The organism is Isoptericola sp. NPDC019571 (genome assembly GCF_044389385.1).
GTDB classification, from domain to species: domain Bacteria; phylum Actinomycetota; class Actinomycetes; order Actinomycetales; family Cellulomonadaceae; genus Isoptericola; species Isoptericola nanjingensis.
The window spans coordinates 41,105-61,605 of the sequence record NZ_JBIRXZ010000011.1 but is presented as its reverse complement, the minus strand read 5'-3'; the positions used below and the strand labels follow the sequence as shown (position 1 = coordinate 61,605).

Below are 20,501 nucleotides of genomic sequence, written 5' to 3'. Positions count from 1 at the left end.
CCGCCGTCCACGGCCGTCAGCCCAGGTCGAGCGCGAGCAGGTCGTCGACCGTCTCGCGCCGCACCAGGACGCGCGACGCGCCGCCTGAGACGGCGACCACCGGCGGGCGGGTCAGCAGGTTGTAATTCGACGCCATCGAGCGCCCGTACGCGCCGGTCGCGGCGACGGCGAGCAGGTCGCCGTCGCGCACGTCGCCGGGCAGCCAGGTCTCGTGCACGACGATGTCGCCGCTCTCGCAGTGCTTGCCCACGACGCGCGCGAGCACGGGCTCCGCCGTCGAGGTCCGGCCCACGAGCTCCGCGTGGTACTGCGCCTCGTACAGCGCCGGGCGGATGTTGTCGCTCATGCCGCCGTCGACCGAGACGTAGGTGCGGACACGGCCGTCGTCGAGCGCGACCGGCTTCACCGTGCCGACCGTGTAGAGCGTCAGCCCCGCGGGGCCGACGATGGCGCGGCCCGGCTCGATCGAGATCCGGGGCAGCGGAGTGCCCAGCTCGGCGCACACGGCCGCCACCGCGCTCGCCACGTCCTTCGCGATGCGGTCCGGGTCGAGCGGCACCTCCCCCGGCAGGTACGCGATGCCGTACCCGCCGCCGAGGTCCACCTCGCCGACCAGCACGCCCGTGCGCTCCGCGAGCTCGGCGCGCAGCCGCAGCACGACGCGCGCCGCCGCCTCGAAGCCCGCCGGGTCGAGGATCTGCGAGCCGATGTGCGAGTGGATGCCCAGCAGGTGCAGCTCCGGGCGCTCGACGGCCGCGAGCAGCGCGCGCATCGCGGGCCCGTCTCCCCCGTCCGGACCCGGGTTCACCGAGAGGCCGAACTTCTGGTCCTCGTGCGCGGTGGAGATGTACTCGTGCCCGCCCGCGTGCACGCCGGTCGTGACGCGCACCATGACGGGAGCCACGAGCCCGCGGGAGCCGGCGAGCGCCGCCACCCTGTCGATCTCGACGAGCGAGTCGACGATGATGCGGCCGACGCCCGCGTCGAGTGCCGCGAGGATCTCGGCGTCCGACTTGTTGTTGCCGTGCAGGCCGATCTCGGCGCCGGGGACACCGGCGCGCAGCGCGACGGCGAGCTCGCCGCCGGACGCCGTGTCGACGCGCAGGCCCTCCTCGCGCGCCCAGCGGGCCACGGCGACGGTGAGCAGCGCCTTGCCCGCGTAGTAGACGTCGACGCCGGTGCCCACCTCGGCGAACGCCGTCGCGAACGCCGTGCGGTAGCCGCGGGCGCGGGCCCGGAAGTCGGCCTCGTCGAGGACGTAGGCGGGGGTGCCCTGCTGGGCCGCCAGCGCGTCCACGCCGACCCCGCCCACCTCGACGACGCCGTCGTCGCGGCGGCGCACGCCCGTCGACCAGGGGACCCCGAGCACGCCCGTCGTGGCCTGGTTCCCGGCCCCGGTCACATCCGCTCCGGGGCGGAGACGCCGAGCAGGTCGAGGCCGTTCGCCAGCACCTGGCGCACCGCGTCGTTCAGCCACAGGCGCGTGCGGTGCGTGTCGGTGACCTCCTCGTCCGGGTACGGCGTCACGCGGCACTCCTGGTACCACTTGTGGTAGTCCGCGGCGAGGGACTCGAGGTAGCGCGCGACGCGGTGCGGCTCGCGCAGCTCGGCCGCCTGCGTGACGATCCGCGGGAACTCGGTGAGCGCGCCGACCAGCGCCGCCTCGGTCTCGTGCGTGAGCAGGGCGGGGTCGAAGGCGTCGGAGCCGTCGGCCGCGACGCGCGCGACGTCGCGGTCGGCCGCGTTCCGGTCGACGGCGCAGGTGCGCGAGTGCGCGTACTGCACGTAGTAGACGGGGTTGTCGTTGCTCTGCTTGAGCATCTCCTCGCCCGACAGCGACAGCGGCGAGTCCGCGGGGTAGCGCGCGAGCGAGTACCGCAGCGGGTCGGAGCCCAGCCACTCGATGAGGTCGTCCATGTACAGGGCGTTGCCGCGGCGCTTGCCCATCCGCTCGCCGCCGATGTTGACGAGCTGGCCGATGAGCACCTCGATGTTCGCCTCCGGGTCGTCGCCCGCGCAGGCGGCGATGGCCTTGAGCCGGTTGATGTACCCGTGGTGGTCGGCGCCGAGCAGGTAGATCTTGCCCGGGAACCCGCGGTCCTTCTTCGACAGGTAGTACGCGGCGTCGGCGGCGAAGTAGGTGGGCTCGCCGTTCGCGCGGATCATCACGCGGTCCTTGTCGTCCGCGAAGTCCGTGGTGCGCAGCCACACCGCGCCGTCGACGTCGAAGACGTGCCCCTGCTCGCGCAGGCGGGCGACCGCCTGCTCCACGGCGCCCGAGTCGTGCAGCGTGCGCTCGGAGAACCAGACGTCGAAGTGCACGCCGAACGCGTCGAGGGTGCGGCGGATCGCCTCGAGCTGGGCCTGGTAGCCGAGCTCGCGCGCGGTCGTGAGGGCCTCGTCCGCCGGGAGCGACAAGAGGTCGGGCTCCTGCTCGAGCACCTCGGCGGCGCGCTCGGCGACGTACTCGCCGGGGTACCCGCCCTCGGGCACGTCCTCGCCCTTCGCGCGGGCGAGGATCGACGCGGCGAACTTGTCCATCTGCGCGCCCGCGTCGTTGATGTAGTACTCGGCCGTCACGTCGGCGCCGGCCGCTCGCATGATCCGCGCGAGCGCGTCGCCGAGCGCCGCCCAGCGGGTGTGGCCGATGTGCAGCGGGCCCGTCGGGTTGGCGGAGATGAACTCGAGGTTGTGCACCTGGCCCGCGAGGGCGTCGGTGCGGCCGTACGCGTCTCCGGCGGTGACGATCGTGCGGGCGAGCTCGCCCGCGGCGCCCGCCTCGAGCGTGATGTTGAGGAAGCCCGGGCCGGCGACGTCGGCCGCCTTGATCCCCGGCGTCGCCGCGAGGCGGGCCGCCAGGTCCTCCGCGAGCGCGCGCGGCGTGGTGCCCGCCTTCTTCGCGAGCTGCAGCGCCACGTTGGTGGCCCAGTCCCCGTGCTCGCGCTGCCGGGGTCGCTCCACGTGCACCGAGGCCGGGACGGCGTCGGCGGGCAGGGCGAGGGTGCCGTCGGCCACGGCCGAGGCGAGGGCAGCGCTGAGTGCTCCGGAGAGCTCGTCGGGGGTCACCGGGCGATTCTACAAAGGCGGCGGGCCGCCAGGTGCTCGCCGTCGTGGTGGGATCGTCCGCCGTGTGCCGTCCGGCGCTCAGGTGCTGGTAGTCTCGTGCACCGTGCCGAGCGGTTTTCCGTCCGGCGCCCGCGCCTGTAGCTCAGTGGATAGAGCGTCTGCCTCCGGAGCAGAAGGTCGGGGGTTCGAATCCCTTCAGGCGCACCACGAGAGAACGGCCCTGGTCATCGACCAGGGCCGTTCTTCGTTCTCCCTCGACCCCGACGTCGCGATCGGTCGCCGTCCCGCGACGGGACGGCGACCGATCGCTACGTCAGAGTCGGCCCGGCGGCTCAGCGCGCCCCGGCGAGGCCGCCCAGCGGCATGGTGTCGAGGTCGAGGTCCGGGTTCTTCTCCTGCGTCTTCACGAGCGCCTTGGCCTCGGCGTCGGTGTCGACCGACGGCATCGAGCCCGGCAGCGGCTTGCCGGCGCTCTCCTTGACGAAGCCGACGGCGACCGCACCCACGAGCGCGAAGCCCATCAGGTAGTAGGCCGGGGCCATGCTCGAGCCGGTGGCCTGCGTCAGCGACTCCACGATCAGCGGGGTCGTGCCGCCGAAGATCGCGAGCGAGACGTTGTAGGCCAGGCCCATCGAGCGGTAGCGCACGGAGGTGGGGAACATCGCGGGCAGCGTGGCCGCCTGCACGCCGACCATGCACGCCACCGGGACCGCCATGAGCACGAGGCCCAGGATCGTGGACCACACGTGGCCCATCGCCAGGAGCAGGAAGGCCGGGGCCGCGAGCACCGCGAGCGAGCCCGCGCCGAACCACAGCAGCGGACGGCGGCCGACGCGGTCGCTGATCGGGCCGGCCACGAGGATCATCACCGCGAGCAGCACCAGCACGGGCACGGTCAGCAGGGTGCCCGCCGTCGCCTCGTAGCCGAGGGTGTCCGTGAGGTAGGTCGGCATGTAGCTCGTCAGGGCGTAGCCGGCGGTGTTGGCGACGGCCACGAGCACCATGGCGACCGCGAGCGGGCGCCACTGCGAGCGCAGCGTGACGTCGGCGGGCGCGGGCGTCTCGACGCCGTGCGTCTTGGCGGCCTCGGCCGCGACCTGCTGCGCCTGGAACGCCGGGGACTCCTCGATCTTCAGGCGGAACCACACGGCGAACGCGCCGATCGGGCCGGCGACCAGGAACGGGATCCGCCACCCGCCGTCGAGCATGGCCTGCTCGCCCAGCGTCACCTGCAGCACCGTCACGACGACCGCGCCGAGCGCGAAGCCGAGGTAGCTGCCGAAGTCGAGGAACGACGCGGCCCAGCCGCGACGGCGATCGGGGGCGTGCTCGGCGACGAAGGTCGTGACGCCGGCGTACTCACCGCCGGTGGAGAAGCCCTGCACCACCTTGAGGAGCACGAGCAGCAGCGGCGCCGCGACGCCGAGGACGCCGTAGGTCGGCAGCAGCCCGATGAGGAACGTCGAGGCCGCCATCATCACGAGCGTGAAGGCCAGCACCTTCTGGCGGCCGACCTTGTCGCCGATGCGGCCGCAGACGATGCCGCCCAGCGGGCGCGCCACGTACGTGGCGGCGAACACGCCGAGGGAGAAGAGGATCTGCACGCCGGACGACGCCTGCGGCAGGAACACGGCACCCATCGTCACGGCCAGGTAGCCGTAGACGCCCACGTCGTACCACTCCATGAGGTTGCCGACGGCGGTGCCGCCGATCGTCTTCTTGAGCATGGAGTTGTCCACGACGGTGACGTCGGAGACGCGGAGCCTGCGACGCGCGGCCCGGGTGGCCGGAGCGTTCTCGGGAGTGGTGCCGGTCGGTTCCTGAGGGAGTACGGCGGTCATGTTTCCTTCCGTGGCCGGCGCGGCGCGCACGCGGTGTGAACGCAGCGGCCCGGCCCGTGACAGGGAGCCGGCGCCCGCCACGAGGGCGGACGCCGAGCCCGAACATGGGCGGCCACGTTACCGATCCTTGACCGAGAATCAAGTTCGGCAGGGCAACCAAGGGCCCGGAAGTGCCCGTGGCGCGACGCCCTCACCTGCGGCGACACCGTTCCTTGACACGGTATTCGTGAAGCCCGCCACAGGGCTCGAGAAGCGCCCTCGCACGGCCGTCCGGGCGACGGCCGCCCGCCCCCGCTCGCTGGACCCGGCGCTCACCGGGCGTTACGTTCTCGGAGCGGCCCGGACACGGGCGGCGACGACGCCCGCACACGATGTCTGCCGAGGCCTGCACAGGGAGGACTCCCCCGCATGATCGACCACGAGGTCCGCGTCTACCGCTCCGACGAGCCGCTGCCCCGCGAGGGGCAGCTCGCGTGGAAGATCGCGGAGGTCGCGGCCGAGCAGCTCGAGCCCGCCCCGGAGGTCACCGACATGGTGATCAACCGTGTGATCGACAACGCCGCTGTGGCGACGGCGTCGCTGGGCCGCGGCCCGATCCTCGCGGCCCGCACGCAGGCGGAGGCGCACCCGGTCTCCCGCGGCGGCGCGGGCTCGACGGTCTTCGGCTCCCCCGGGCGGACCAGCCCCGAGTGGGCGGCCTGGGCGAACGGCGTCGCCGTGCGGGAGCTGGACTACCACGACACGTTCCTCGCGGCCGAGTACTCGCACCCGGGCGACAACATCCCGCCCCTGCTCGCCGTCGCGCAGCACCTGGGCCGCAGCGGTGCGGAGCTGCTGCGCGGGATCGTCACGGGCTACGAGATCCAGGTGGACCTCGTCAAGGGCATCAGCCTGCACGCGCACAAGATCGACCACGTCGCCCACCTCGGCCCGTCGGCCGCGGCGGGCATCGGCACGCTGCTCGGCCTGCCCGCGGAGACCATCTACCAGGCGGTCGGCCAGGCCCTGCACACGACGACGGCGACGCGGCAGTCGCGCAAGGGCGAGATCTCCACGTGGAAGGCCCACGCCCCCGCGTTCGCGGGCAAGATGGCCGTGGAGGCCGCGGACCGCGCGATGCGCGGGCAGACCTCCCCCAGCCCGATCTACGAGGGCGAGGACGGCGTGATCGCCTGGCTGCTCGACGGGCCCGACGCCCGCTACACGGTGCCGCTCCCGGCCGCCGGCGAGGCGCGGCGCGCCATCCTCGACACGTACACCAAGGAGCACTCGGCCGAGTACCAGGCGCAGGCGTGGATCGACCTCGCGCGCCGCCTCGGCACCGAGCGGCCCGAGCTGCGCGACCCGGCGAACGTCGTCGCCGTCGTGCTGCACACGAGCCACCACACGCACTACGTGATCGGCTCCGGCTCCGGCGACCCGCAGAAGTACGACCCCACGGCCAGCCGCGAGACGCTCGACCACTCGATCCCGTACATCTTCACGGTCGCGCTGCAGGACGGCGCCTGGGACCACGTCGGCAGCTACGCCCCCGAGCGCGCCGCCCGCCCGGACACCGTGGACCTGTGGCGCAAGGTCACCACGGCCGAGGACGCCGAGTGGACCCGCCGGTACCACTCGAGCGACCCGGACGAGAAGTCCTTCGGCGGACGGGTGGAGATCGAGCTCACGGACGGCTCGCGCGTCGTCGAGGAGATCGCCGTCGCGGACGCGCACCCGCTGGGCGCGCGCCCGTTCGCCCGCGAGCAGTACGTGGCGAAGTTCCGCACGCTGGCCGCCGGGGTGCTCGCCGACGAGGAGACCGAGCGGTTCCTCGACCTCGCGCAGCGGCTGCCGGAGCTGTCCGCCGACGAGCTGTCCGGTCTCACCGTCACGCCGCTCGCCGACCCGCTCGCGACCCACCCGGTCGCGCGCGGCATCTTCTGAGACCCGTTCTGAGACCCGGAGGGCGACCGTGCTCTACACGACCACCACCCCCGCCGCCAAGCGCGCCGCGTTCCGCGAGCGGCTGCGCTCCGGCGAGCTCCTGCAGCTGCCCGGCGCGTTCAACCCGCTCGCCGCGCGGCTGATCCAGGACAAGGGGTTCGACGGCGTGTACGTCTCGGGCGCAGTGGTCGCCGCCGACCTGGGGCTGCCCGACGTCGGGCTGACCACCCTCACCGAGGTCGCGACCCGCGCGGGGCAGATCGCGCGCATGACCGACCTGCCGACGCTCGTGGACGCCGACACCGGCTTCGGCGAGGCGATGAACATGGCCAGGACCGTGCAGACGCTGGAGGACGCGGGCGTCGCGGGGCTGCACGTCGAGGACCAGGTGAACCCCAAGCGCTGCGGGCACCTCGACGGCAAGCAGGTCGTGGACGAGCCGACGGCCCTGCAGCGGGTGCGCGCCGCCGTCGCCGCGCGGCGCGACGAGAACCTGCTCGTCATGGCCCGCACCGACGTGCGCGCCGTGGCGGGGCTCGCGACCGCCGTCGACCGCGCGAAGGCGCTCGTCGACGCGGGCGCGGACGCGATCTTCCCCGAGGCGATGCGCGACCTGGCCGAGTTCGAGGCCGTCGCGAGCGCCGTCGACGTCCCCGTGCTGGCCAACATGACCGAGTTCGGCAAGTCCGAGCTGTTCACGACGACGCAGCTCGCCGACGCGGGCGTCGCCCTCGTCATCTACCCGGTCTCGCTGCTGCGCCTCGCGATGGGCGCCGCCGAGCGCGGCCTGGACGCCCTGCGCGCGGAGGGCTCGCTGACGGGGCAGGTCGAGCACATGCAGACCCGCGCCCGGCTCTACGAGCTGCTCGACTACGGCGCCTACTCGGCGTTCGACACCGGCGTCTTCGACTTCAGCCTGGACGACAACCTGCACGGCTGAGCGCCGCCGCAGCACGCACCGCAGCACATCGCAGCGAAGGAGCATCGATGACAGAGCACACCGGGTCCGAGCCCGAGGTCCGACGCGGGCTGGCGGGGGTGGTCGCCGACGTGACGGCCGTCTCCAAGGTGGACCCCGAGACCAACTCCCTGCTGTACCGCGGCTACCCGGTCCAGGACCTGGCGGCGACCCGTCCGTTCGAGGCGGTCGCGTGGCTGCTGTGGCACGGCGAGCTGCCCACGCCCGACGAGCTGGACGCGCTGCGCGCGACCGAGCGCGAGCACCGCCCGCTCGCCGACGACGTGCGCGCCGCCATCGACCTGCTGCCCCTCACCGCGCACCCGATGGACGAGGTGCGCACGGCGGTGAGCGTCGTCGGCGCGCGCGAGGCTGCGGGCCTCACGGCCCTGGAGGCGGCCGCCGACCCGGACGTCAACCTCGAGCGCAGCGTGCGGCTGTTCGCGGCCCTGCCGGCCGTCGTCGCGTACGGGCAGCGCCGCCGCCAGGGACTGGAGCCGGTCGCCCCGCGCGACGACCTGGACTTCTCCGCGAACTTCCTCTGGATGACCTTCGAGGTCGAGCCGGACCCCGTCGTGGCCGACGCGTTCAACCGTTCGATGATCCTGTACGCCGAGCACTCGTTCAACGCCTCCACGTTCACGGCGCGCGTCATCACGTCCACGCTCAGCGACCTGCACTCGGCCGTCGTGGGCGCGATCGCGGCGCTCAAGGGGCCGCTGCACGGCGGCGCCAACGAGGCGGTCATGGAGACGCTCGCCGAGATCGGCACCGCCGAGCGTGCGGCGTCCTGGCTCGACGAGGCGCTCGACGCCAAGCGCAAGATCATGGGCTTCGGGCACCGGGTCTACAAGCACGGCGACTCGCGCGTGCCGACCATGAAGGCCGCCCTCGACACCCTGGTCGAGCACTACGACCGCCCTGACCTGGCCGCCCTCTACGACGCGCTGGAGTCCGAGTTCGTGCGCCGCAAGGGCATCTACCCGAACCTCGACTACCCGTCGGGCCCGGCCTACCACCTCATGGGCTTCGAGACGGCCACGTTCACGCCGTTGTTCGTCGCCGCCCGCGTCACGGGCTGGACGGCGCACATCATGGAGCAGCAGGCCGCCAACGCCCTCATCCGCCCCCTCTCGGCCTACGTCGGTCCCGAGCGCCGCGAGGTGCCCGGCCCCGCGGACCGGTGAGCGCCGACCGGGACGCCGCGCGCCCCGCGTCGTCCTTCGGTGCGGCGGCCGTCGCGTACGCCGAGCACCGCCCGGACTACGCGGCGGCCGCGGTGCGCTGGACGCTGCGGGCGGCGCCGGGCCCGCGGGTGCTCGACCTCGGCGCGGGGACGGGCAAGCTCACCGCCACCCTGCTCGACCCGGCCGTCGCCCCGGGCGCGGAGGTCGTCGCCGTCGAGCCGGACCCGGCGATGCTGGCCGAGCTGCGGCGGGGCCTGCCGGCCGTCCGCGCCCTGGCGGGCAGCGCCGAGTCGATCCCGCTGCCCGACGGCTCCGTCGACGCCGTGCTCGCGGGCAACGCCCTGCACTGGTTCGACCCGGCGGTCGCGGGGCCCGAGATCGCCCGCGTGCTCGCCCCCGGCGGCGTCCTGGCCGGGCTCTGGAACCTCCTGGACGACGACGTCGCCTGGGTCGCCGGGCTCGCCGACGTGAGCGGGAGCGCGGCCGTGGGGCCACGGGACACACCGGCCGCCTGGCGCCGCGCGACCGCCGGCCTGCTCCCGCCCGCCGGGGAGGCGTGGTCGGCCCGGGCGGAGCGGGCCGAGTTCCCGCACGGGCAGCGCCGCACCGCCGACTCGCTCGTCGCGACGCTCGCGACCCGCGCCGGGATGCTCGTCATGCCGGAGGCGGAGCGCGCGGCCACGACCGGGCGGATCCGCGCCTATCTCGCGGGCCGGCCGGAGACGGCGCAGGGCGAGTTCACCGTGCCGATGCGCACGGGCGTGCTGCGCGCGCGGCGCACCTGAACGACACCACCGGGCCGCGGGACCGGACCGTCGCCACGGCGCACTAGGCTCGCAGTCATGTCCGCCGACTACTCCGACTTCGAGTTCGAGCGCCGGTTCTTCGTCCGCGAGCTGCCGGACGCGCTGCGCGACGCCCCCGCTCTGATCGTCCAGTCCTACTTCCTGTCCGACGGCGGCTACGCGCTGCGCGTGCGGGTGCAGGCCACGGGCGTCGAGGCACGGCTGGGCCCCGACAGCGACGCGCGGGACGTCCTCGAGCTCTACCGCTCGCGCGTCGACTTCGCCGCGGTCACGGTCAAGGGCCCGTCGGTGGGCGGCACCCGGTACGAGGCGGAGCGCCCGCTCGAGCCGGACGTCGGCGCGGAGCTGGTGCGCCGCGGCGGCGCCCAGGTCATCAAGACGCGCTACGCGGCCTGGCTGGGCGCCGACGGCTGGTCGATCGACGTCTTCGGCGGCGCCAACGCCCCGCTCATCGTCGCCGAGTGCGAGCGCTCGGGCCCGGTCACGGACCTCCAGATCCCCGACTTCTGCGTCACCGAGCTCACCGACGACCGCCGCTTCTCCAACGAGTCCCTCGCCGTCGACCCCTTCCGCGGGTGGTCCGCCGCCTACGCCCAGGAGCTCGCCACCCAGGGCCCCCGCTTCCGCGACGACTTCGGCGGCAACACCACGATCACCACCTGACAGCCCACAGAGCCCTGCGCCGCCCGTGCGCCCACCCTTCGCACGCACGGGCGGGGGTCCGTGAGAGCCGACGCCGGAGCGGCGGGACGGTGGACGCCGTCGTCGCGCAGGGCGAGCGTTCAGAAGAGCGGGAGGTGCAGGATCCTTCGCGCGGTCGTATCCCTCCCGAAGTGGAGCGCCCCCCTGGGGCGCGTGAACGCGACCGCGCGAAGGATCCTGCACCTCCCGCGGCCGTGAGCAAGGGAGCACCACAGAGGGCTCAGTGCCAGGGCGTGATCTCCACCACACCGGGCTTGTACTCGAAGTGCCAGGGCTCGTAGTTCCCCATGCCACCCCGCTGCGCCCACGGCGGGTTCTCCCACCCGTATGCCGGCCCGTTCTCCCACAGCCACCCGTAGACCTCGCTGGAGCGGTACTCGTCGCCGCACAGGTCGATGGCGAGCCCCCACCCGTGCATGGACGTGCCGGGGGTGGCGGCGAGGTAGCCGCGGCTGGCCTTGACGGCGTACTGGGAGGAGATGGAGCGGTAGCTGTCGACGAGGCACAGGTCGCGGCCGAAGCGGACGCGGAACGCCTCGTTGAGGGCGCTGAGGGCGACGGCGGCGTCGGCGCGCAGCTTCTCGCCCGGCTGCCAGATGTCGCAGAGCGAGTGGTCGGCGAGGCTGCCGTTGCCGCCGTCGATGGAGGCTCCGGAGTCGCAGCCCGGCAGAGGGCTGCGCTCGGCGGTACGGCTGGCGGCGGACGCCTCGACGCGCACGTCACGGGGTGCGGCGGCGATGCCCTGGGAGGTGCGGGGGGTCTCGACGCCCTGCTCGAGGAGCGCCAGCGTGGAGGGGCCGGTGGGCTGGGTGTCGAGGTCGAACGGGGTACCGCCGTGCGCCTGGCCGTCGGTGACGAGGGGTGCGGCGATGGTGGCGGCGGCGAGCGAGCCGAGCACCGTCAGGCGGGTGACCCAGGCGTGCCCGGCGGGGGCGGCATGCCGGCCGCCGGAGCGGTCGCCGCGGGCGGCAGCGGGGCGCTTGCGGGGCTTCTTGCCGGCCCGGGCGAGCTCGGCCTCCCGCATCTCGCGACGGGAGCGCGGCGCGGCTGCGTCACCCTGCGACGTCGCCTCCACGGCACCTCCGCGCTCGTGCTCCGGGCGGCCGCCATGGTCGCCCGTGCTCCTCGGACCAGAACACGGACCGCCCGGCGTCGCGTGCCCTGCACGCGACCGACGAGGCGATCCGTCACGGAACCATAACGGGGTCGGGCGCCCCCGCCAAGTCCCCGTCCACAGGCGGTCAGGCCGCGGCCAGGGCCAGGCGGCATGGGAGGGTGTCCACCCTGCTCACGGTCGGCGCTGCATCGCGTCGCGCACCTCGCCCACGAGCTCCTCGAGGATGTCCTCGAGGAACACGACGCCGAGGACGCCGTCGGGCCCCTCGACGCGGGCCAGGTGCGCCCCGGAGCGCTGCATGGCGCGCAGCGCGTCCTCCACCTCGTCGGCCGGCCGCACGGACGCGAGCGCGCGCACGCGCCACGCCGGCACCGGGTCGAATCGGTCGCCGTTCGACGCGTACAGGACGTCCTTGAGGTGCAGGTAGCCGCGCAGGGCGTCGTCGTCGCCCCGCACGGGGAACCGGCTGAAGCCGGTGCGCGCGACGAGGTGCTCGACGTCGTCGGGCGTGGTGCGCGGGTCGACGGTGACCAGCTCGTCCACGGCCACCATGACGTCGCCCGCGGTGCGCGAGGAGAACTCGATGGCCCCGGCCAGGAGGCCCTGCTCGTCGCGGAGCACGCCCTCGGCCTGCGAGTGCTCGACGATCGACTGCACCTCCTGCGCCGTGAACGCGGAGGCGACCTCGTCCTTCGGTTCGACCCCCGCGAGCCGCACGGCATGGTTCGCGACCCAGTTGAGCGCCGCGATCACGGGGCGCACGGCGCGGCCGAGCAGCACCAGCGGCGGCGCGAACCAGAGGGCGGCCGTCTCCGGGCCGGCGACGGCGAGGTTCTTGGGCACCATCTCGCCGAGCACCACGTGCAGGTACACGACGATCGCGAGCGCCAGGACGAGCGAGACGGGGTGCAGCAGCGCCTCGGGGACCCCCAGGGCCTCGAAGGGCACCTCGAGCAGGTGGGCGAGGGCGGGCTCCGCGACGATGCCCAGGCCGGTGGAGCACACGGTGACCCCGAGCTGCGCGCACGCGAGCATGAGGGAGACGTGCTCCATCGCCCACAGGGCGGTGCGGGCGCGTCGGTCGCCGGCCTCGGCCCGCGGCTCGATGGCGCTGCGGCGCGCGGAGATGACGGCGAACTCGGCGCCGACGAAGAACGCGTTGCCGGCGAGCAGCAGCACGCCGATCAGCAGGGCGGTCCCGGTGCTCATCGGCCCATCTCCCCGTGCCGGGTCCCGGCCGGGTCGACGGCGAGCACGCGCAACCGCTCGACGCGCCGCGCGTCCATCGCCTCGACGCGCAGCAGCACGCCGTCGGTCTCGACCTCGTCGCCCACCTCGGGCACCCTCCCCAGCACCGCCATGACCAGGCCGCCGAGCGTCTCGTAGGCCGGGCCCTCGGGCACCACCAGGCCGGTGCGCTCCTCCAGCTCGTCGGGGCGCAGCACCCCGGGCACGACCCACGACCCGTCGGCGCCGCGCACCACCCCGGTGCGGCGCGGGTCGTGCTCGTCGGCGACGTCGCCGACGAGCTCCTCGACGACGTCCTCGAGCGTGACGATGCCCGAGGTGCCGCCGTACTCGTCGACGACCACGGCCATCTGCAGCCCGAGACCCCGGAGCTCGACGAGGAGCGGCCCGAGCCGGACCGTCTCCGGGACGCGCGGCGCGTCGACCATGAGCGCGGCGGCCGGCACCTCGGCGCGGCGGTCGTGCGGCACGCCGACGGCGCGGCGCAGGTGCACGAGGCCGACGACGTCGTCGCGGTCCTCGCCGATCACCGGGAACCGGGAGTGGCCGGTGCGCCGGGCGAGGGCCACGACCTCGGCGGCCGTCGTGTCGCGCTCGACGACGGCCATCCGCATGCGGTCGGTCATGACGTCGCGCGCCGACAGCTCGTCGAGCTCGAGGGAGTTGGTGAGCAGGGTCGCGACCGACTGGTCGAGCGTGCCCTCCTGCGCCGAACGTCGGACGAGCGACAGCAGCTCCGAGGACGACCGCGCGCCGGACAGCTCCTCGCGAGGCTCGACCCCGACCCTGCGCAGCAGCGCGTTGGCCGAGCCGTTGAGCACGGCGATGAGCGGCCGGAACAGCATGGTGAACACGCGCTGCACGGGGACGACCAGCCGCGCCGTCGCGTGCGGGGCGGACAGCGCGAAGTTCTTCGGGATCAGCTCGCCGAACAGCATCGAGAACGCGTTGACGACCACGAGGGCCAGCACGACCGCGAGCACCCCGGCGACGCCCTGCCCCATCGCCGTGGCGGCGAACGCCTCGGAGAACAGGGACAGTAGCGCCGGCTGGGCGGTGTAGCCCAGCAGGATCGTGGTGATGGTGATGCCGACCTGGGCGGAGCTGAGCTCCGTGGACAGGTGCTTGAGCCCGGCGCGGACGGCACGGTCCCGTCGGTCCGACGGGCGCGCGGTGTCGTGGCCGGGCGAGGGACTGTCGCCCTCCTCGTCGTCGGCCCCGAGGACGGCCGGGTCGAGGGTGACGAGGGAGAACTCGCTGGCGACGAACACCGCGGTGCCCGCGGTGAGCACCACGCCCAGCACGATCATGAGGACGTCGCCTAGCACGGGCGGCTCCCGGTCGTGCGGCGCGGCGCGGCCGGGCGGCGGGGCGGCGGGGTGGCCAGGCGGGACGGCGCGGGCGACCCCGCGCGATATCGGCTCTCGTCCATCGTGCTCCGATGGTATCGGGACGGAGCCCGCGGGCGAGTCGGCGTCCGCGCGGGAGGGCCCTGGACAGCGTGTACTCAGCGCTCCCCCAGGGAGCCGGTGCAAGATGGCACCATGACCACCGCGACCCCTCCGAGCAGCCCGGGCGCCTCGGGCCAGCAGAACGCCACCGTGCTCGTCGTCGAGGACGAGCCCGCGATCGCGGCCGCCATCGCCCAGCGCCTGTCGGCCGAGGGCTGGCGGGTCGAGGTCGCGCGCGACGGCCTCGCCGGCGTCGACGCCGCCTCCCGCCTGAGCCCGGACGCCATCGTGCTGGACGTCATGCTGCCCGGCATCGACGGGCTCGAGGTCACCCGCCGCATCCAGGCGGAGAACCCGATCCCCATCCTCATGCTCACGGCGCGCGACGACGAGACCGACATGCTCGTCGGCCTCGGCGTCGGCGCCGACGACTACATGACCAAGCCGTTCTCGATGCGCGAGCTGGTGGCGCGCGTCAAGGCGCTGCTGCGGCGCGTGGAGCGCGCGCAGCAGGCCGCGGTGACGACCCCCGCCGACCCGCCGATGGTCATGGGCGACGTCACGATCGACCGCGCCCAGCGCCGCGTCCACCGCGCGGGCGACGAGGTGCACCTCACGCCGACCGAGTTCGAGCTGCTGGTCATGCTCGCGAGCTCGCCCAAGACGGTCCAGACGCGCGAGCGCCTGCTCGCGGAGGTGTGGGACTGGGCGGACGCCAGCGGCACCCGCACCGTCGACTCCCACATCAAGGCGCTGCGCCGCAAGCTCGGGCCGGACCTCATCCGCACCGTGCACGGCGTCGGGTACGCGTTCGAGCCGCCGGAGGCCTGATGGACCCCGCCGCCGGCGACGACGCCGGGCCGGCCGCGCCGCGGCGCAAGGAGCACCACCGGCTGCCCGACGTCCGCCCGCTGGACCCGCTGCGGTCGCTCAAGACCAAGCTCGGCGTGCTCGTCGTGGCGACGGTGACGTTCGCCGTCCTCATCACGTGGATCGGCCTGCAGAACGAGCTCGGCCCCACCCGCACGCTGCCCCTGGCGATCTTCCTGTCCCTGGTGATCGTGCAGCTCCTGGCGCGCGGCATGACGTCGCCGCTGCGGGACATGACGGCGGCCGTGCAGGCGATGGCGGCGGGCGACTACTCCATCCGCGTGCGCGCCACGAGCCGCGACGAGGTGGGCCAGCTCGCCGAGGCCTTCAACGTCATGGCCGCCGACCTCGACGCCTCCGACCGGGTGCGGCGCGAGCTCATCGCCAACGTGTCGCACGAGCTGCGCACCCCGGTGGCGGCGCTGCAGGCCCAGCTCGAGAACATGGTCGACGGCGTCACCGAGCCGACGCCGTCGGCCCTCGAGCTGTCCCTGGAGCAGACGGAGCGGCTCACCCGGCTGGTCACGTACCTGCTCGACCTGTCGCGGGTGGAGGCGGGCGCCTCCGCGCTGGTGCTCAGCGAGTTCTCCGTGGGCGACTTCCTCGAGGAGTCCGCGCAGGCGATGTCGATGGTCGACGCTGCGAAGGGCCTCAGCTACGTCGTCGACGTCACCCCGCCGGACCTCGCGCTGGAGGCCGACGTCGAGCGGCTGCGCCAGGTGGTCACCAACCTGCTGCAGAACGCGATCCGGCACTCGCCGCACGCCGGGACGGTGCGGCTCGACGCCTACCCCGTGGACGACGACGTCGTGCTCGAGGTGAGCGACGAGGGCCCCGGCATCGCGCCCGAGGACCGCGGCCGGATCTTCGAGCGGTTCGCGAGCGGCGCGGCCGCCGGTCGCCCGCACGCCGCGCCGCCGTCCGGCATGGCGAGCGGCGGCACGGGCATCGGCCTCGCCATCGTCCGCTGGGCGGTCGACCTGCACGGAGGGCACGTCGAGGTCGCCGACACCGACCGCGGCGCGACGATGCGCGTGACGCTCCCCGCGCAGGCCCGGCCCGCCGCCGGCGTCACGACCGAGCCCTCCGAGTGATCCCGCGCCCCGGCCCGCCCCGCGGCGCCGGCGTGAGGTTGGTCACACTCGTCCGTCACAGGACGGCCCGCGTGGTCCGGACATGACGCCGGAACACGGAGTCATCGTGTCGACCCGAGGAGTCGTTGCCCACCCCATTACCGGACGGTCACGATGCGCACCGTGAGCCCGGGAACGGCCGTCTGACGCCGCTCGACCTCCCCGGTCGGACGCCGCGAAGGACGTAGGCTGGACCTGCGCACCGGCGCTGTCGGGCGCATTTCCGGTCGAACGAGTTGCAACTGTGTGAAAGTGGGCGATCCGCGCGTGGTGTCCCCGAAGGACGGGTCAGAGTCGATCAGCGTGGCGAGCGCGTTCGGAGCCAACGAATGGCTTGTCGACGAGCTCTACGAGCAGTACCTGAAGGACAAGAACGCGGTGGACCCCGCGTGGTGGGACTTCTTCGCCGACTACGAGCCGGGTGAGACCAACGGCGCCACGGCGGACGCCGCGCCGGCTGCACCCGCGCAGCCCGCGGCGCCGGCTGAGCCCCAGGCACCGGCGCAGGCAGCCCCGGCACCCGCGGCCCCGGCCGGCCGGTCGGGTACCGCCGCCGCCGAGACCGCGAAGGCCGAGCGGAAGGCCTCGAAGCCGGCCCCCGTCCCGGCCGACCCCGAGGTGAGCGCCGTCCGCCCGGTCGCCGAGGCCCTGCCCTCGACCGCGCCCTACGCCGAGGTCGCGAAGTCCTCGCCGAAGGCCACCGAGGACGAGGCCACCGACGACGTGCAGAAGCTGCGCGGCCCCGCCGCGCGCGTCGTCACCAACATGGAGGCCTCGATCGAGGTCCCGACCGCGACGTCGGTGCGCGCCGTGCCCGCCAAGCTCATGGTGGACAACCGCATCGTCATCAACAACCACCTCGCGCGCGGCCGCGGCGGCAAGATCTCGTTCACGCACCTCATCGGGTTCGCGCTCGTCGAGGCGCTGTCCGACATGCCGGTGATGAACGCGCACTACGAGAGCATCGACGGCAAGCCGCACGTCGTGCAGCCGGCCCACGTCGGCTTCGGCCTCGCGATCGACCTCGCCAAGCCGGACGGCTCGCGCCAGCTGCTCGTGCCCAGCGTCAAGAAGGCCGAGGAGCTCGACTTCGCCGGCTTCTGGGCCGCGTACGAGGACCTCGTGCGCAAGGCGCGCGGCGGCAAGCTCGGCATGGACGACTTCGCCGGCACCACGATCTCGCTGACCAACCCGGGCGGCATCGGCACCGTGCACTCCGTGCCGCGCCTCATGGCCGGGCAGGGCACGATCATCGGCGTCGGCGCCATGGACTACCCCGCGGAGTTCGCGGGCGCGTCCGTGGAGCAGCTCGCCCGCATGGGCATCTCGAAGGTCATGACGATCACGTCGACCTACGACCACCGCATCATCCAGGGCGCGCAGTCCGGCGAGTTCCTCAAGGTGCTCGCGAACAAGCTGCTCGGCCTGGACGGCTTCTACGACCGCGTGTTCGCGGCGCTGCGCGTGCCGTACGAGCCCGTGCGCTGGGTGCGCGACAACACCGTGGACGCCGACGTCGAGGCCGCGAAGCCGGCCCGGATCGCGGAGCTCGTCCACTCCTACCGCTCGCGCGGCCACCTCATGGCCGAGACCGACCCGCTCGCCTACCGCCAGCGCAAGCACCCGGACCTGGACATCCAGAGCCACGGCATGACGCTGTGGGACCTGGACCGCCAGTTCCCGACGGGCGGCTTCGGCGGCAAGACCAAGGACACGCTGCGGGACATCCTCGGCCTGCTGCGCGACTCGTACTGCCGCACCATCGGCGTCGAGTACATGCACATCGCCGACCCGGCCCAGCGCAAGTGGCTCCAGGAGCGGCTCGAGTCGGGCTACGCCCGCACCCCCCGCGAGGACCAGCTGCGCATCCTGCGCCGCCTGAACTCCGCCGAGGCGTTCGAGACCTTCCTGCAGACCAAGTTCGTCGGGCAGAAGCGGTTCTCGCTCGAGGGCGGGGAGTCGGTCATCCCGCTGCTCGACGCGATCCTGTCGCGGGCCGCCGAGGGCGGGCTCGACGAGGTCGGCATCGGCATGGCGCACCGCGGCCGCCTCAACGTGCTGGCGAACATCGCGGGCAAGAGCTACGGCCAGATCTTCAAGGAGTTCGAGGGCCAGCTCGACCCGAAGAGCGTGCAGGGCTCCGGCGACGTGAAGTACCACCTCGGCACCGAGGGCGTCTTCACCGCCGAGTCGGGCGCCACGACCAAGGTGTACCTGGCGGCGAACCCGTCCCACCTCGAGGCGGTCGACCCGGTGCTCGAGGGCATCGTGCGGGCCAAGCAGGACCGCATCGACCTGGGCGGCGACGGCTTCTCCGTGCTGCCGATCCTGCTGCACGGCGACGCGGCCTTCGCGGGCCAGGGCGTGGTGCCCGAGGTGCTCAACCTCGCGCAGCTGCGCGGGTACCGCACCGGCGGCACGATCCACGTGATCATCAACAACCAGGTGGGCTTCACCACCGGGCCGTCGTCGTCGCGCTCCACGACGTACGCGACCGACGTCGCCAAGGGCTACCAGATCCCCGTCTTCCACGTGAACGGCGACGACCCCGAGGCCTGCGTCCGCGTGGCCGAGCTGGCCTTCGCGTACCGCGAGCAGTTCGACCGCGACGTCATCATCGACATGGTCTGCTACCGCCGTCGCGGCCACAACGAGGGCGACGACCCGTCGATGACGCAGCCGCTGATGTACAACCTCATCGAGGCCAAGCAGTCGGTGCGCAAGCTGTACACGAAGAACCTCGTGGCCCGCGGCGACATCACGGTCGAGGAGGCCGAGCAGGCGCTGCAGGACTACCAGGCGCAGCTCGAGCGGGTCTTCACCGAGACCAAGTCGGCCGGCAAGGCCAGCACGCCCGACGGCGAGGACGAGATCCTCGGACTCGAGCGCCCGGAGGCCCAGCGCGAGGGCGCCGGCGACATGGTGGGCTGGCAGACGGCCGTCCCGCACGCCGTGCTCGAGCGCGTGGGCGCCGTCCAGGTGTCCGCCCCCGAGGGCTTCACGGTGCACCCGAAGCTCGCCCAGATGCTGCAGAAGCGGCAGCTCATGGCGAAGGAGGGCGGCATCGACTGGGGCTTCGGCGAGCTCGTCGCCTTCGGGTCGCTGCTCATGGAGGGCACCCCCGTGCGCCTCGCCGGGCAGGACTCGCGCCGCGGCACCTTCGTCCAGCGCCACGCCGTGCTGCACGACCGCAACACCGGTGCCGAGTGGACCCCGCTGCTGTACCTGTCGGGCGACCAGGCGAAGTTCTGGGTGTACGACTCCTCGCTCAGCGAGTACGCCGCACTCGGCTTCGAGTACGGCTACTCGGTCGAGCGCCCGGACGCCCTCGTGCTCTGGGAGGCGCAGTTCGGCGACTTCGTCAACGGCGCCCAGACGATCATCGACGAGTTCATCTCGTCGGCCGAGCAGAAGTGGGGCCAGCACTCGTCGCTGGTCATGCTGCTGCCGCACGGCTACGAGGGCCAGGGGCCGGACCACTCGTCCGCCCGCATCGAGCGCTTCCTGCAGCTCGCGGCCGAGAACAACATGACGGTGGCGCAGCCGTCCACCCCGGCGTCGTACTTCCACCTGCTGCGCCAGCAGGCGTACGCCCGGCCGCGCCGGCCGTTGGTCGTCTTCACGCCGAAGCAGCTGCTGCGCCTCAAGGCGGCGGCCTCCAGCGTCGAGGACTTCACCACCGGCACGTTCGAGCCGGTGCTGCCGGACACGACCGTGGACGCGGCGCAGGTCGACCGCGTGCTGCTGTGCACCGGCCGCGTGTACTACGACCTGCTCGCCGAGCGCACCAAGCGCCAGGACACCCGGACCGCCATCGTCCGCCTGGAGCAGCTCTACCCGTTCCCGGAGGAGCAGGTCCGCGCGCAGCTGGCGCAGTACCCGGACGCCGACGTCGTGTGGGTCCAGGACGAGCCGGAGAACCAGGGCGCCTGGTCCTTCCTGCACCTGGCGCTCCCGGATGACATGCCGCGCGTGCGCGTCGCGTCCCGCCCCGCGTCCGCGTCGACCGCCGCCGGCACGGCCAAGCGGCACAAGGAGCAGCAGGAGATCCTGGTCGCCCAGGCCTTCGACCGCTGACCTCCCCGCGAGATAGAGAGGCTCCTCGCCGAGATAGAGAGGGGGGGGGGGGGGCCCCCCCGGGGGGGGGGCGCCCCCCCCCCCCGCGGGGGGGCCGGGGGGGAGAGGGGGGGCCCGGC

Annotated in this window: 14 protein-coding genes and 1 tRNA gene; 9 read left to right on the top strand and 6 right to left on the bottom strand. The window is 73.6% G+C overall.

Annotated elements, in window-relative coordinates; genetic code table 11:
- Nucleotides 1-16 precede the first annotated feature (16 nt).
- Both lysA and argS read right to left on the bottom strand, forming a co-directional pair.
- A complete protein-coding gene (lysA, locus tag ACH443_RS17835; protein WP_430591066.1) occupies nucleotides 17-1,402 on the bottom strand; it encodes a diaminopimelate decarboxylase in 1,386 nt (461 codons plus the stop codon).
- A complete protein-coding gene (gene argS / locus ACH443_RS17830; protein ID WP_429767028.1) occupies nucleotides 1,399-3,066 on the bottom strand; it encodes an arginine--tRNA ligase in 1,668 nt (555 codons plus the stop codon). The genes lysA and argS overlap by 4 nt, the downstream gene beginning before the upstream one ends.
- Before the next feature lie 131 nt (nucleotides 3,067-3,197).
- Between argS and ACH443_RS17825 the strand changes: the two genes are divergently transcribed.
- Nucleotides 3,198-3,273: transfer RNA gene (locus tag ACH443_RS17825), tRNA-Arg, on the top strand.
- Nucleotides 3,274-3,398: 125 nt separating this feature from the next.
- Here ACH443_RS17825 and ACH443_RS17820 read toward each other — a convergent pair.
- Nucleotides 3,399-4,907 carry an MFS transporter gene (locus tag ACH443_RS17820; protein ID WP_429767029.1) on the bottom strand — a complete coding sequence of 503 codons (1,509 nt, stop codon included), beginning with the start codon at nucleotides 4,905-4,907 and terminating at the stop codon, nucleotides 3,399-3,401.
- 408 nt (nucleotides 4,908-5,315) lie between these two features.
- On the opposite strand from ACH443_RS17820, the gene ACH443_RS17815 reads away from it, so the two are divergent.
- From ACH443_RS17815 to ACH443_RS17795, 5 genes are read left to right on the top strand one after another with little or no spacing between them, the layout of a single operon-like run.
- Nucleotides 5,316-6,833, top strand: coding sequence for an MmgE/PrpD family protein (locus tag ACH443_RS17815; protein WP_430556965.1), 1,518 nt, complete (start codon nucleotides 5,316-5,318; stop codon nucleotides 6,831-6,833).
- Between the two features lie 28 nt (nucleotides 6,834-6,861).
- Entirely contained in the window at nucleotides 6,862-7,773 is a 912-nt protein-coding gene (prpB, locus tag ACH443_RS17810; protein ID WP_430556964.1) for a methylisocitrate lyase, read from the top strand.
- 47 nt (nucleotides 7,774-7,820) lie between these two features.
- A complete protein-coding gene (locus tag ACH443_RS17805; protein WP_429767033.1) occupies nucleotides 7,821-8,978 on the top strand; it encodes a bifunctional 2-methylcitrate synthase/citrate synthase in 1,158 nt (385 codons plus the stop codon).
- Complete coding sequence (locus ACH443_RS17800; protein ID WP_430591065.1) at nucleotides 8,975-9,763, top strand: class I SAM-dependent methyltransferase; 789 nt, start codon at nucleotides 8,975-8,977, stop codon at nucleotides 9,761-9,763. Before ACH443_RS17805 ends, ACH443_RS17800 begins: the two co-directional genes overlap by 4 nt.
- Nucleotides 9,764-9,820: 57 nt before the next feature.
- On the top strand, nucleotides 9,821-10,447 hold the full coding sequence (locus tag ACH443_RS17795; protein WP_429767037.1) for a CYTH domain-containing protein: 627 nt from the start codon (nucleotides 9,821-9,823) through the stop codon (nucleotides 10,445-10,447).
- Nucleotides 10,448-10,706: 259 nt separating this feature from the next.
- Here the strand turns inward: ACH443_RS17795 and ACH443_RS17790 are convergent, their stop codons facing one another.
- From ACH443_RS17790 to ACH443_RS17780, 3 genes are all read right to left on the bottom strand, one after another.
- Nucleotides 10,707-11,561, bottom strand: coding sequence for a D-alanyl-D-alanine carboxypeptidase family protein (locus tag ACH443_RS17790; protein WP_430556963.1), 855 nt, complete (start codon nucleotides 11,559-11,561; stop codon nucleotides 10,707-10,709).
- A gap of 213 nt (nucleotides 11,562-11,774) precedes the next feature.
- Nucleotides 11,775-12,812: a hemolysin family protein gene (locus ACH443_RS17785; RefSeq protein ID WP_429767039.1), complete on the bottom strand. Its 1,038-nt coding sequence runs from the start codon at nucleotides 12,810-12,812 to the stop codon at nucleotides 11,775-11,777.
- Nucleotides 12,809-14,179 (bottom strand): hemolysin family protein, encoded by a 1,371-nt coding sequence (locus ACH443_RS17780; RefSeq protein WP_430591064.1) that lies wholly within the window; start codon nucleotides 14,177-14,179, stop codon nucleotides 12,809-12,811. Before ACH443_RS17780 ends, ACH443_RS17785 begins: the two co-directional genes overlap by 4 nt.
- A gap of 216 nt (nucleotides 14,180-14,395) precedes the next feature.
- Here ACH443_RS17780 and ACH443_RS17775 point away from each other — a divergent pair, with 216 nt between their 5' ends.
- From ACH443_RS17775 to ACH443_RS17765, 3 genes are all read left to right on the top strand, one after another.
- Nucleotides 14,396-15,133 carry a response regulator transcription factor gene (locus tag ACH443_RS17775; RefSeq protein WP_429767042.1) on the top strand — a complete coding sequence of 246 codons (738 nt, stop codon included), beginning with the start codon at nucleotides 14,396-14,398 and terminating at the stop codon, nucleotides 15,131-15,133.
- Nucleotides 15,133-16,266, top strand: coding sequence for a sensor histidine kinase (locus ACH443_RS17770; RefSeq protein WP_430556961.1), 1,134 nt, complete (start codon nucleotides 15,133-15,135; stop codon nucleotides 16,264-16,266). Before ACH443_RS17775 ends, ACH443_RS17770 begins: the two co-directional genes overlap by 1 nt.
- Before the next feature lie 342 nt (nucleotides 16,267-16,608).
- Nucleotides 16,609-20,382, top strand: coding sequence for a multifunctional oxoglutarate decarboxylase/oxoglutarate dehydrogenase thiamine pyrophosphate-binding subunit/dihydrolipoyllysine-residue succinyltransferase subunit (locus tag ACH443_RS17765; protein WP_430556960.1), 3,774 nt, complete (start codon nucleotides 16,609-16,611; stop codon nucleotides 20,380-20,382).
- Nucleotides 20,383-20,501 lie beyond the last annotated feature (119 nt).